The organism is Umezawaea endophytica, from assembly GCF_025061645.1.
Taxonomy (GTDB): Bacteria; Actinomycetota; Actinomycetes; order Mycobacteriales; family Pseudonocardiaceae; genus Umezawaea; species Umezawaea endophytica.
This window is the reverse complement of the sequence record NZ_JANYMP010000016.1, coordinates 21,311-34,528: the sequence shown is the minus strand read 5'-3', so window position 1 is coordinate 34,528 and position 13,218 is coordinate 21,311. Positions and strand designations below refer to the sequence as shown.

The 13,218-nt window shown below is 71.9% G+C and carries 7 protein-coding genes; 6 read left to right on the top strand and 1 reads right to left on the bottom strand.

The window, feature by feature from the left end:
• Positions 1-23: 23 nt before the first annotated feature.
• Positions 24-542, bottom strand: coding sequence for an ATP-binding protein (locus tag NZH93_RS29385; RefSeq protein WP_259626483.1), 519 nt, complete (start codon positions 540-542; stop codon positions 24-26).
• A gap of 1,065 nt (positions 543-1,607) precedes the next feature.
• Here NZH93_RS29385 and NZH93_RS29380 point away from each other — a divergent pair.
• The 6 genes from NZH93_RS29380 to NZH93_RS29355 all read left to right on the top strand — a co-directional run bounded on the left by NZH93_RS29380 (position 1,608) and on the right by NZH93_RS29355 (position 13,211).
• On the top strand, positions 1,608-2,909 hold the full coding sequence (locus NZH93_RS29380) for an ROK family transcriptional regulator (RefSeq protein ID WP_259626482.1): 1,302 nt from the start codon (positions 1,608-1,610) through the stop codon (positions 2,907-2,909).
• A 49-nt stretch (positions 2,910-2,958) separates the two neighbouring features.
• The gene (locus NZH93_RS29375; RefSeq protein WP_259626481.1) at positions 2,959-8,640 is read left to right on the top strand and encodes a ThuA domain-containing protein; all 5,682 of its coding nucleotides are present in this window, start codon (positions 2,959-2,961) and stop codon (positions 8,638-8,640) included.
• 6 nt (positions 8,641-8,646) lie between these two features.
• On the top strand, positions 8,647-8,850 hold the full coding sequence (locus NZH93_RS29370; protein ID WP_259626480.1) for a hypothetical protein: 204 nt from the start codon (positions 8,647-8,649) through the stop codon (positions 8,848-8,850).
• Positions 8,847-9,008 carry a hypothetical protein gene (locus NZH93_RS29365; protein ID WP_259626479.1) on the top strand — a complete coding sequence of 54 codons (162 nt, stop codon included), beginning with the start codon at positions 8,847-8,849 and terminating at the stop codon, positions 9,006-9,008. The genes NZH93_RS29370 and NZH93_RS29365 overlap by 4 nt, the downstream gene beginning before the upstream one ends.
• Complete coding sequence (eboE, locus tag NZH93_RS29360; protein WP_259626478.1) at positions 9,005-10,147, top strand: metabolite traffic protein EboE; 1,143 nt, start codon at positions 9,005-9,007, stop codon at positions 10,145-10,147. The genes NZH93_RS29365 and eboE overlap by 4 nt, the downstream gene beginning before the upstream one ends.
• A gap of 253 nt (positions 10,148-10,400) precedes the next feature.
• Positions 10,401-13,211 carry a carbohydrate-binding protein gene (locus NZH93_RS29355; protein WP_259626477.1) on the top strand — a complete coding sequence of 937 codons (2,811 nt, stop codon included), beginning with the start codon at positions 10,401-10,403 and terminating at the stop codon, positions 13,209-13,211.
• Positions 13,212-13,218 lie beyond the last annotated feature (7 nt).

The window sequence follows — 13,218 nt, the reverse complement described above, 5'->3', positions numbered from 1 at the left end:
GACGGGCACGGGTGGGGAGCGGTCTAGTCGGCTTGCCAGCCCTGCGAACCGCCGAGGCCGTAGAGCAGGCGCTCCATGACCTGCGGGTCGACCTCCGTGGCCTCCGGCGGCAGGCCCTCGGCCGCGGGGGAGCGGCGGGGTTCGCGGCGGGGGAGCGGGACGGCCGAGGCGGTCATGCCGGTCGGCAGCGGCATCTCGCACCAGAGGAGCGTGCAGCCGTCGTCCAGTTGCAGGATGCCCGCGTGCCTGCCCTTGAGCGCGTTGGTGGGCGCGGGTTTCGGGGCGTACGGGTCGATCTCGACCTCGAGGATCAGCATGTTGCCGGACAGCCGCAGGCGCAGGGTGATGAACCGGGGCGCCCGGTGGTTGGCGGTGTCCACGACGGACGCGACCAGGTTGCCCAGCACGTGCGCGGCCTCGTCCTGCATGGGGCGCAAGGACCATTCGGCCAGTGAGAACCGCGCGAAGAGTTCAGCGCAGTTCACCGCGCTGGGTAGCGCGACGAGCTGGAGATCGTCGACCTGCTCGGTACGGGCGTTCACCTGGCTCCTTCCGTCATGCGCTGCCGGCGCGAGTGGTGGCCGGAATCGTGCCACAACCGGGTGATGAAGTGGTACGCCGGTGTCTTGGTTAGATACGCAGGGTGGGACTGGTTCGTTCGCACCAGTTTTTCCGGCATGGCCCTGACCTCGGTTGGAGCAGTCGCTAGGTGTTCTTCTACCACCTGTGACCCTCCCTGACCAGGTGCTACCGGTCGCGCGGGCCGACCGGCGGCGTTCCCGGTCGGCCGAGGTGGGCCGTGACCTGGTGAATGGTGACCGGACCGGCCGGGGCGAGTCGAAAATCCGTCCGGTCGTCCCGTCGGTGCGCCAGACCCGCGTCGGGCACCGTTGCCGAAACCGTTCTCCACGTGTTGCCCGACTGATTCGTCACGGTCACCGCGAACTGGTAAGCGCTAACCACGGTGCCGTGCGACCCCGTGTCGGGGAGTGGTACAGCGCGGAGTGGGGCCGACCACCTCCTCGGCTCCGGTCGGGGCGACTGCGCCGGGGAGGTGTGCATCGATCCGACGTGTTGGCCTCCACCGCCGGTGCTAATGAAGGGCTCCACCACGTCGGACGGGTGCGTCGAGAGTTCTGGGCCGGGTTGTGGGACCGCTGGCAAGCCCGGTGTGGCCGCGACGAGTGGGAGTTCGGAGCGCAAGGCTGGAATTCGTGACGGCATGGAAGTCCCAGGAAATGGTGACATCGTTGTCAATAGGCGGCACGACAATGCGTTGGCGCGCTTTCTGTCGAGTCGAATTAGTCCAGTGCCCAGCCTAATCGATCCTGTATAGCGCGTGGTCAGAACCGCGTCAAGCAGTCTGACGACCGGAAATTCCCGATGGAGCAAGGAGTGCTGGGCTGGGTGGACTAGTTCTGGACGTCCGCGGTCGCCGTACGTCCGGCGGCACGCTAATGACTACTCCATTAGTGGGACATGGGGACGTGAACTGTTGCTTGTGCGGGACCGGCTGAGCCTTAATTCACGGGTCGTTACCCGCACGAAATCGGTAGTTGACAAGCATTCGAGTGGCGCGATTCGTTGATCCGACCGACTAACCGGCGGTGACCGTGCACCCTTCCCCAGTCCTCCGATCTCTGGCCTCGGCGCAGCCCGCCGACCAGGCCGCCGTGCGCCGCAGCAACCTCGCGCTGGTGCTGCGGCACCTCGGCGCCCGCGGCTCCCGCTCCCGAGCGGGCATCGCGGCCGACACCGGGCTGAACAAGGCCACCGTGTCGAGCCTGGTCGCCGAACTCGTCGACCGCGGCCTGGTCCGCGAGGGCGAGCCGCACCGGGCGGGCGCGGTCGGCAGGCCGGGCAAGGACGTCGCGCTGGACGGGCGGTGCGTCGGCGGGATCGGCGTCGAGGTCAACGTCGACTACCTGACCGCGGTGGTGCTCGACCTGACCAGCACGGTGCTCTTCGAGCAGCGCGTCGCGCTGGACGTGCCGTCGCTGCCGCCGGAGGACGTGCTGGACGCCGTGGCAGGGCTGACCTCCCGCGCCATCAGGGAGTGCGAGCGCCGCGACGTGCTGCCCGTCGGCGTGACCGTCGCCATCCCGGCGCTGGTCGACGTGGCGGCCGGGGTCGTCGCGTTCGCCCCGAACCTGCGCTGGCGGGACGTGCCCGTGGTGCGCGGGCTGGCCGACCGGCTCACCGGACCGCTCGCCGAGCACCCGATGCCGATCCGGGTCGCCAACGACGCGAACCTCGCGGCGCTGGGCGAGCACGCGATGGGCGGCGTCGCGGGCACCGCCGACCTGGTCCACCTGACCGGCGGGATGGGCGTCGGGGCCGGGGTGATCTCCGGCGGGCGGCTCCTCGGTGGCGCTGAGGGGTTCTCCGGCGAGGTCGGGCACATCCAGCTCGACCCGGCGGGCCACGAGTGCGGCTGCGGCCGTCGGGGCTGCTGGGAGACGCTGGTCGGGATGGCCGGGATGCTCCGGCTCGCCGCGGACGCCGACGACCCGGTCAGCGACCCGGCGCTCGGCCTCGACCAGCGGCTCGACATGATCCGCTGCCGGGCGGAGACCGGTGACCGGCGCACGCTCGACGCGCTGGAGCGGGTCGGCGCCGGGCTCGGCGTCGGCGCCGCGATCCTGATCAACTTCGTCAACCCGCGGGCGGTGGTCCTCGGTGGCTACTTCGCCTGCCTGGGCCCGTACCTGCTCGGCCCGATGAGGGCCGAGCTGCGGGCCCGCGTGATCGCGCCGGACATCGGCGGCTGCCGGGTGGAGCTGTCGACGCTCGGCTTCGCCGCCGCCTCGCGGGGTGGCGCGAACGCGGCGCTGGAGGCGGTCTTCGACGACCCGGCGATCGTGCCGATCCGGTCCGCGGCACGGGTCAGCGCGACCGGCAGCGGGTGACGGGGGAGCGAACCGTCCTGTCCGGACGCTCCGAGGGAGGGGTTGGGTTGTGGTTCGACGGGTACTGGTCCTGGTACTGGCCGCGCTGATCGGTTTCGGCGGCGGCACGGCGTCGGCGCTCGCGCGCTCGTCGGCCAGGCACGCGGAGTTCGGCGCGCTCGTGTTCAGCAAGACGGCCGGGTTCCGGCACGACTCGATCCCCGCGGGCGTCGCGGCGATCCAGGCCCTCGGCGTCGAGCACCACTTCGACGTGGTCGCGACCGAGGACGCGGGGGCGTTCACCGACGAGAACCTGGCGAGGTTCCAGGTGGTCGTGTTCCTGTCCACCACCGGCGACGTGCTGGATCCCGCGCAGCAGGCCGCTTTCGAGCGGTACGTGCGGAACGGCGGCGGGTACGCGGGCGTGCACGCGGCGTCCGACACCGAGTACGACTGGGCCTGGTACGGCCAACTCGTGGGCGCGTACTTCAAGCAGCACCCCGCGCCGCAGCGGGCGACCGTGAAGGTCGAGGACCCGGCGCACCCGTCGACGGCGGGCCTGCCGAGCCGGTGGAGCCGCTCCGACGAGTGGTACGACTTCCGCACGAACCCGCGCGGCACCTCGCACGTGCTGGCGTCGCTGGACGAGAAGACCTACACCGGCGGCACGATGGGCGCGGACCACCCGATCTCCTGGTGTCGCGACCACGACGGCGGCCGGTCCTGGTACACCGGCCTCGGCCACACCGCCGAGTCGTTCTCCGACCCGCTGTTCCTGGCCCACCTGCTCGGCGGCCTGCGCACCGCGGCGGGCGTCGAGCAGGCCGACTGCGCGGCCGACCTGGACAGCGGGTTCGAGAAGGTCACCCTGGACGACAACACCTCCAACCCGATGATGCTGGAGGTCGCGCCGGACGGCCGGGTCTACTACGTCGACCGGCTCGGCGAGATCAAGGTCATCCGCCCCAACGGCGGCGGCCTGGCGACCGTCGGACGCCTGGACGTGTTCACCGCCAACGAGAGCGGCCTGCTCGGGCTCGCGCTCGACCCCGACTTCGCCACCAACCGGTGGGTGTACCTCTACCACTCGCCGCCGGGCGTCGACGTGGACCGGTTGTCCCGCTTCACGATCCGCGCCGACGACACGCTCGACCCGGCCAGCGAGGAGGTCGTGCTGGACGTGCCGGTGCAGCGCGCCGAGTGCTGCCACCACGGCGGCGGCATGGCGTTCGACCGGTCGACCGGTGATCTGTGGCTGGCCAACGGCGACAACACCAACCCGTTCGCCTCCGACGGCTACACGCCGATCGACGAGCGTTCCGGCCGGTCCACGTGGGACGCCCAGCGCACCTCGGGCAACACGAACGACCTGCGCGGCAAGGTGTTGCGCATCCACCCGGAGGACGACGGCACCTACACCGTGCCCGCGGGCAACCTGTTCCCGCCCGGCACGGCGAAGACCCGGCCGGAGATCTACGCGATGGGCTTCCGCAACCCGTTCCGCGTCGGGGTGGACCCGAAGACGCACAAGCTGCTCGTCGCCGACTACGGGCCGGACGCGAGCACCGCCTCGCCGACCCGCGGCCCGGAGAACACCGTGGAGTGGACCATCCTCAACGGGGCGGGCAACTACGGCTGGCCCTACTGCGTGGGGAACAACAAGCCCTACGTGGAACACGACTTCGCCACGGGCGCGTCCGGTGCCGCGTTCGACTGCGCCGCGCCGAAGAACACCTCGCCCAACAACACCGGGCTGACCGACCTGCCGCCAGCGCTCGCCGCGACGGCCTACTACCACTACAACCCCGACCCGGCGTTCCCCGAACTGGCGGGCGGCGCGCCGATGGCGGGCCCGACCTACCGGTACGACCCGGAGCTGGCGTCGGACCGCAAGTGGCCCGCCTACTGGGACGGCAAGGCCGTCTTCGGCGAGTGGACGCAGGACGACCTGTACTCGATGCAGCTCACGCCCGACGGCGGCGAGCTGGTCGACGTCAACCGGATCTTCCCGTCGTTCGGCTTCAAGAAGCCGATGGACTTCGAGTTCGGCCCGGACGGTGCCTTGTACCTGATCGAGTGGGGCTCGGGCTTCGGCGGTGACAACACCGACTCCGGGATCTACCGGATCGACTACGTGCGGGGCAACCGCGAGCCGGTCGCGAAGGCGAGCGCGGACCGGACCAACGGCCCGGCGCCGCTGGAGGTCCGGTTCTCCAGCGACGGCTCGCGCGACCCGGACGGCGGCGAGATCACCTACGCCTGGGACTTCCAGGGCGACGGCGCGGTCGACTCGACCGAGGCGAACCCCGTCCACACCTACCCGGCCGTCGGCAACTTCACCGCCACGCTCACCGTGACCGGCGCGGGCGGCAAGTCCGCCAGTGCCAGCGTGCCGATCACCGTCGGCAACACCGCGCCGACCGTGGAGCTGGTCCTGCCGCCCAACGGCGGGCTGTTCGAGTTCGGCGACCGGATCAGGTACTCGATCACCGCCACCGACCCGGAGGACGGCACGGTCGCGTGCTCCGAGGTGGGGCTCCAGGCGATCCTCGGCCACGACTCGCACGGGCACCCGCTGGACCAGTACACCGGGTGCGAGGGCGAGGTCCAGACGACCCTGTCGTCCGGCCACAGCGACGGCGACGACATCTTCTACGTCCTGGAGGCCTCCTACACCGACCACGGCGGCGCGGACGGCGCCCGGCCGCTGACCGGCCGCGCGCAGGTCGTGCTGCACACCAAGCGCAAGGAGGCCGAGTACTTCACGACCACCGGCCGGGTGACGGGCGGCACGGGCAGCGGGGACGCCGGTTTGGTGCGGGAGGACGCGTCCGACCCGCTGGGCGGCGGGCAGGACATCGGCGGCATCGAGGACGGGGACTACTGGACGTTCGACCCGATCAGCCTGTCCGGCATCGACGGCGTCCGCTTCCGGGCCGCGTCCGGGTCGGGCGGCGGTCGGATCGAGGTCCGGGCCATCTCCGGTGACGGCCCGCTGCTGGGCGCGGTCGACGTGCCCGCCACCGGCGGCTGGCAGAGCTACCGCGACTTCGAGGTGCGGCTCGGCCCGCCGCCCACCCTCAGCGGTCCGCTGTTCTTCGTGGTCCGCAAACCCGACGGCAGCAACGACGGCGGCGGCCTGGTCAACGTGAACTGGGTCGACTTCCTCGGTCGCGGCGTGACGCTCAACCAGCGGCCCGACGTCACCGCGACCGCCACCCCGACCAGCGGCGTGGCACCGTTGGCGGTGGCCTTCCACGCCACGGCGACCGACCCCGAGGGCGACACCCCGCTCACCTACGCGTGGGACTTCGGCGTCGCGGGGGCGCCGAAGCCGACGACGGCCGACGCCGAGCACACCTACCAGCAGCCGGGCGAGTACGACGCCACCGTCACCGTGACCGACTCGAAGGGCGCGGCCCGCACGCGGCACGTGCACGTCGTCGTGGACGGTGCCGGTCCGGGTTGCCTCTCGGGCAAGTCCGACGCGTTCGGCGACGCCCAGCTCGACCGCTCCCGCTGGTCGGTCGTGCGGGAGGACCAGGACCTCCGGCTCGCGGGCGGGGCGCTGCACATCCCGACCGCCACCGGCGAGATCTACGGCGGCGACAACAGCACGCCGGTGCCGAACATCGTCGTGCAGCCCATGCCGTCCGGTCCGTGGCAGGCCACCACGAAGGTCAGCCTGGTCGCCCGGAACGCCTACCAGCAGGCCGGTCTGGTGCTCTACGGCGACGACGACAACTACGCCAAGGTGGTGCTCAGCGCCGCCGGGACGAACGACGCGGCCAACCGGCGGTTCCAGTTCATCCGCGAGGAACGGGGAGTGCCCAACGAGGTCGGGGACTCCAACACCCCGCCGCTCGGCGCGGCCTACCCGGACACCGCGCACGTCCGGTTCACCAGCGACGGCACCAGGCTGACCGCCGCGCACTCCCGCGACGGCGTGACGTGGACGCCCATGCCGCAGGTGGACAAGCTGATCGCGGGCATCCCGAACCCGCGGATCGGGCTGATGTCGTTGGCCAGCACCGGGAACCGGCCCGTGGTCGACGCCGCGTTCGACTGGTTCCAGCTCGAGCAGGGCACGCCGGGCGCCGACGAGTTCGACGGCCCCTCGCTGGACACCTGCCGGTGGGACACCGTCGTGCGGCCGGACCCGACCGCCACGCGGCTGGCGGGCGGGAACCTGGAGATCGACACGAGCCGGGGTGACATCTTCGGCGGGGACAACTCCGCGCCGAGGAACTTCATCCTCCAGACCCCTCCCGCCGGTGACTGGACCCTGGACACGAAGATCGACGGGAGCGCGTTCGACGAGGCCTACCAGCAGGGCGGCCTGATCGCCTACGCCGACGACGGCGACTACGTGAAGCTCGACCTCGTCACCACCAACCAGCCGGGGCAGCCGGTGAGCAGGCGGATCGAGCTGCGCGGCGAGATCGGCGACGTCGTGCAGGACCCGCAGCCGGAGATCGTCGCGGACCAGGGCGTCCGGTGGCTGCGACTGTCCAGGCAGGGCACCGAGTTCCGCGGCTACGCGTCCTCCGACGGTGTGGCGTGGACGGAGGTCGGCGCGGTCGTCAACACCGCCGTCGGCTCGGCGAAGGTGGGCCTCTACGCCTTCGGCGTCGGGCAGACGGCCTCGAAGACGGCGAGGTTCGACTTCTTCCACCCGACGTGGGGCCAGGCCGTGGACACGACCCCGCCGGTCACGGTCGCCGCCACGGATCCGCCCGCGCCCGGTCCGGCGGGCTGGTTCACCGGCCCGGTCTCGGTGGTCCTCACCGCGACCGACGACCGGGCGCTCGACCGCACCGAGTACACGGTGGACGGTGGGCCCTGGTCGCCGTACACCGCTCCCGTCGCGGTCGCGGAGGGCGGCCACACCGTCTGGTACCGGTCCGTCGACCGGGCGGGCAACACCGAGACCGCGAGAACGCTCGACGTGCGGGTCGACACGGTCGCGCCGTCCACCAGGGCCACCTTCGCCGACCCCGGCGACGGCGGGTGGCACCGGGGCGCGGTCCCGGTCGCGCTGACCGCCACCGACGCCGGTTCGGGTGTCGAGTCGGTCGAGTACGCGCTGGACGGCGGCGCCTGGACGGCTTACACCTCACCGGTCGTGGTCACCGGCGAGGGCACGCACACGCTGCTGTACCGGGCGAGGGACCGCGCGGGCGCGGTGGAGGCGGACAGGGCCGCGACGGTGAAGATCGACGGCACGGCACCGGTGCTGCTGGTCTCCGGCATCGCGGACGGCCGGATCCACGGCGACAGCCAGGACCTGCGGATCGGCTGGCAGGCCGTCGACAGCACGTCCGGCGTGCGGACCACCGTCGGCAGGCTCGACGGCGAGGTCTACCGATCCGGTGCGCTGCAACCGCTCTACGAGCTGTCGCTGGGCATCCACCGGCTGGTGGTCGCGGCGACCGACCAGGCGGGCAACCGGACCACGCAGGAGATCACCTTCGGCGTGACCACGTCCAGCCGGGACGTGGCGAACCTGATCACCCGCTTCCAGGTGACCGGGTGGCTGAGCCAGGCCGACGCGGCCGCGCTCCAGACCCGGTTGACCGAGGTGCGCAAGGCCGAGGCGAACGGCGACGACGCCAGGACGATCGCCGAGCTGCGCACGTTCCGCGCGCTCGCGGTCGTCCAGGTGTCCGAGGTCGGTGGTGTGCTCGTGCGCGACACCGACGCGCTCATCGCCGCGCTGTCCGGTCCGCTGCCCGCCCTGCGACAGGAGTAGGGCGCGATGACCGGGACGCGATGCGTCGGAGCGGAGGGGTCGGCGACCGGTCCGGTCGTCGGAAAAGCAGGCGCGTCCCCTCCGGTGCTCGGGGGCGCGTCGCACGGCGGTCGTTCGGCGACCGCCTGCTCGGCGCACCTGGCGGCGGCCCGTGACCCGGTGCCGCGCCAGGTGTCCCGAACGGCGTCCGGGAAGGAGTTACCGCGATGACCGCGCCGTGCTCCGGTGACGGGATCGCCGGACTCGCGGAGGTGCCGGACGTCCTCGCGTGGTCGCGGCCGGCCGACGGGCGCGCGGCGTGGGACTCCCTGGCGTTCCCCAGGGGTGCGACGAGCGGTCCCGGCCCGGCGGACGGGGGCGAGCCGTGAGGTTCCGCCACGCCGACGGCACCGCGGTGCACGTCGCCTACTGCTCCAACGTCCACGCCGCCGAGAACCTGGCGGGGGTGCTCGACCAGCTCAGCCGGTTCGGTGAGCCGGTGCGCGAGCGCCTCGGCGTCGACCGGCTCGGCCTCGGGCTCTGGTTCGCCCGGCCGGTCGCGTCCGAGCTGATCGCCGACCCGCGCGCCGTGGCGAAGCTGCGGGCCGAACTGGACCTCCGAGGCCTGGAGGTGGTGACCCTCAACGGGTTCCCATACCGCGGCTTCCACGCCCCTGGGGCCAAGCACGCCGTGTACCACCCGGACTGGGCCGATCCCCGGCGCACCGGCTACACGCTCGACGTGGCCAGGCTGCTCACCGCGCTGATGCCCGATGACGCGGTGCGCGGCAGCGTCTCGACGCTCCCGCTGGGCTGGCGCGACCCGTGGACGCCCTCCCGGTCCATCCGCGCAGCCCGCCAGCTCGACCTGCTGGCCGACGGGCTGTCCCGGCTCGACCGGCCGGTCAGGGTGGGCTTCGAACCCGAACCCGGCTGCGTCGTGGAGAACACCGGTCAGGCCGTGACGCACTTCCGCGACACCGACACCACCAGGCTCGGGGTCTGCCTGGACACCTGCCACCTCGCGGTCGCGTTCGAGGACCCGGCACGGGCGCTCGACGCGCTGACCGCCGCGGGCCTGCCCGTGGTGAAGGTGCAGGCCTCCGCCGCGCTGCACGTCCGGAACCCGCGCGACCCGGCGACCCGGTACGCGCTGTCGACCCTCGTGGAGCGCAGGTCGTTGCACCAGACCAGGGAAGGCGCGCCGTACGGCGTCGACGACCTGGACGCGGCGCTCTGGGGTGGGCTGCCAGGGCACAGGCCGTGGCGGGTGCACCTCCACGTGCCGCTGCACGCCGACCCGCGCCCGCCGCTGTCGACCACCCGCGACGTGCTGCGGGCGACGTTGCGGGAGCTGTTCGGCGGCGCGCGGGCGTGGACCGACCACGTCGAGGTCGAGACGTACACGTGGCAGGTGCTGCCCGACCGGCCGGTCGGCGAAGCGGGCCTCGTCAAGGGCCTGGCGGCGGAACTGGGCTGGGTGCGCGACGAGCTGCGGTCGCTCGGCCTGGTGGAGGTGGGCGGATGAGCCCGCTCGTCGACTCGCGACACGGGGAACAGCTCGACCAAGTCCTGACCGGCCGCGGACCTGCACCCGCGGACCGCCCCTTCGGCGGTCCGGACGCACCCGGACCCCTCCGCGAACACGGCGTCGAACGGCCACGAGCCCCAGTCGACGTCGCTTGCACGAGCACCGACCCGCACGTTTCCCGGGTACCACCGACGGCCGGGCACCACCCGGTCGCCGGGCGGTTCCCCCTGCCGGAAGAGGAAACCCTGCCATGTCCGGACCCCCACCGGTGTGGGCGCGGGCGCTCGGCGCGTCACTGCTGATCGCCTCCCTGCTGGTCCCCGTCCCCGCCAAGGCCGACATCCCGGCCGCCGACTACCAACAGGTCCAGCTCGCCGTCGGCTCGGCGAAGCTGGGCGAACCGATGTCCTTCACCGTCCTGCCCGACCGGTCGGTGGTGCACACCGCCCGCGACGGCACAGTCCGCGTCACCAACGCCGCGGGCAACTCCACGACGGTGGCGGCGAAGCTGAACGTCTACACCCACGACGAAGAGGGCCTCCAGGGCGTCGTGGCGGACCCGAACTTCGCGTCCAACCGCTACCTCTACCTGTACTACTCGCCACGACTGTCCACACCGGACGGTGACGCGCCGACGGACGGCACGGAGGCGCAGTTCGCGCCGTTCAAGGGCGAGCTGTACCTGTCGAGGATCGTGCTGAAGACCGACAACACCCTCGACCTGGCCAGTGAGAAGATCGTGCTGCGGGTGCCGAACGACCGGGGGCAGTGCTGCCACGTCGGCGGCGACCTCGACTTCGACGCCGCCGGGAACCTGTACCTGACCACGGGTGACGACACGAACCCGTTCGTCTCCGACGGCTACTCGCCGATCGACGAGCGCACGGGCCGCAACCCGCAGTTCGACGCGCAGCGCACCTCGGGCAACACCAACGACCTGCGCGGCAAGGTGTTGAGGATCAAACCGCAGGCCGACGGCACGTACACGATCCCGTCCGGCAACCTGTTCGCGCCGGGCACCGCGCAGACCCGTCCCGAGATCTACGCGATGGGCTTCCGCAACCCGTTCCGGATGAACGTCGACAAGGCCACCGGCGTGGTCTACCTCGGCGACTACGGGCCGGACGCGGGCGTGACGAACGCGAACCGCGGACCGAGCGGGCAGGTGGAGTTCGACCGGATCACCAGCGCGGGCAACTACGGCTGGCCGTACTGCACCGGCTCGAACAGCACCACCGAGACGTACAACCGGTTCACCTTCCCCAGCGGGCCGTCGGGGGCGAAGTACGACTGCGCCACCGGTCCGACCAACACCTCGCCGCGCAACACCGGGCTGGCGAAGCTGCCGGTCCCGCGCGCGGCGTGGATCAAGTACGCCGGGGACGAGGGGTCGCCGCCGGAGTTCGGCAGCGGCTCGGAATCGCCGATGGGCGGTCCGGTCTACCGGTTCAACCCGAACCTCAACTCCACCACGAAGTTCCCGCAGTCCTTGGACGGCAAGTACTTCGCGGGCGAGTACGGCCGCCGCTGGATCAAGGCGATCGGCGTCAACGCCGACGGCTCGCGGGGCGCGATCGAGGCGTTCCCGTGGAGCGGCACGCAGGTCATGGACATGAACTTCGGCCCGGAGGGCGCGCTCTACGTCTTGGACTACGGCACCGGGGCGAACGACCAGGCCCTGTACCGGATCGACTACAAGGGCAACACGCCACGGCCGCCGACCGCGAAGGTGGCCGCGGACAAGGTGTCCGGCGCGATCCCGCTCACCGTGGCGTTCTCCTCGGCGGGCAGCGCCGACCCCGAGGGCGGCGCGCTGACCTACCGGTGGGAGTTCGGCGACGGCGGCACGTCCACCGCCGCGAACCCGTCGCACACCTACACCACGGCCGGGTCGTACTCGCCGAAGCTGACCGTCACCGACCCGACCGGGCTCACCGGTTCGGCGAGCGTGCTGGTCACGGCGGGCAACACCGCCCCGACGGTGAACCTCCAGCTACCGGGCAACGGCGCGCTGTTCTCCTTCGGCGACACCGTCCCGTTCCAGGTGAGCGCCAGCGACCCGGAGGACGGTCCGGTCGACTGCGCACGGGTCAAGGTCACCTACCTGCTCGGCCACGACGCACACCGCCACCAGATCACCCAGAAGACCGGCTGCTCCGGCACGATCCCGGTGCCGGTCGACGGTGAGCACGACGCGGCGGCGAACATCTACGGCGTCTTCGACGCGGAGTACACCGACAACGCGGGGCTGACGTCCCACGGTGTCAGCATCCTCCAGCCCAGGCACCGGCAGGGCGAGCACTTCGGGGCGCAGCAGGGCATCCAGGTCGCCGACCACGCCACCGCCGAAGGCGGCAAGACGATCGGCTACACCGACAACGGCGACTGGATCTCCTTCACGCCCTACGTCCTGGCCAACGCCATCTCGGTCACCGCGCGGGTCTCGTCCGGCGGTCCGGGCGGCACGCTGGAGGTCCGCGCGGGCTCGGCCACCGGCACGCTGCTCGGCTCGATGGCGGTCGGCAACACCGGTAACTGGGACACCTTCGTCAACGTCAGCACCGCGCTGACCAACCGGCCCAGCGGGTCGACGACGTTGTTCCTGGTGTTCAAGGGCGTGACCGGGCAGGGCAACCTGTTCGACGTGGACTCCGTCAGGTTCACCACGAACGGGAGCCGGATCGAGGGCGAGTCGTTCACCTCGACCGGCGGCGTGGAGGCGGCTCCGCACGCCCCGGCCAGCGGCGGCGCGACCGCCGGGTACATCAACACCGGCGACTGGGCCGGGTACTCGTCGGTGACCACGGCGGGCGTCCGGACGTTCAGCGCCTCGGTGTCCTCGGCCGGGACGGGCGGCGCGATCCAGATCAGGTCCGGCTCCCAGACCGGGACGGTCCTCGGTTCGGTCGCGGTGCCGGTCACCGGCGGGTGGGAGACGTTCCAGACGGTTTCCACGACCCTCACCGGAACCGCGACCGGGCCGTTGTTCCTGACCTTCACCGGTCCGGGCGCCGTGGGGGACTCCGCGTTCGACGTCGACTACTTCACCATCTCCGGCTGAAGGGCTG

What these genes read in the sequence shown, in the direction of transcription:
- NZH93_RS29370 (WP_259626480.1), top strand. Translation starts at nt 8,647, where the DNA reads ATGACCGGGACGCGATGCGTCGGAGCGGAGGGGTCGGCGACCGGTCCG.
- NZH93_RS29365 (WP_259626479.1), top strand. Translation starts at nt 8,847, where the DNA reads ATGACCGCGCCGTGCTCCGGTGACGGGATCGCCGGACTCGCGGAGGTG.
- NZH93_RS29355 (WP_259626477.1), top strand. Translation starts at nt 10,401, where the DNA reads ATGTCCGGACCCCCACCGGTGTGGGCGCGGGCGCTCGGCGCGTCACTG.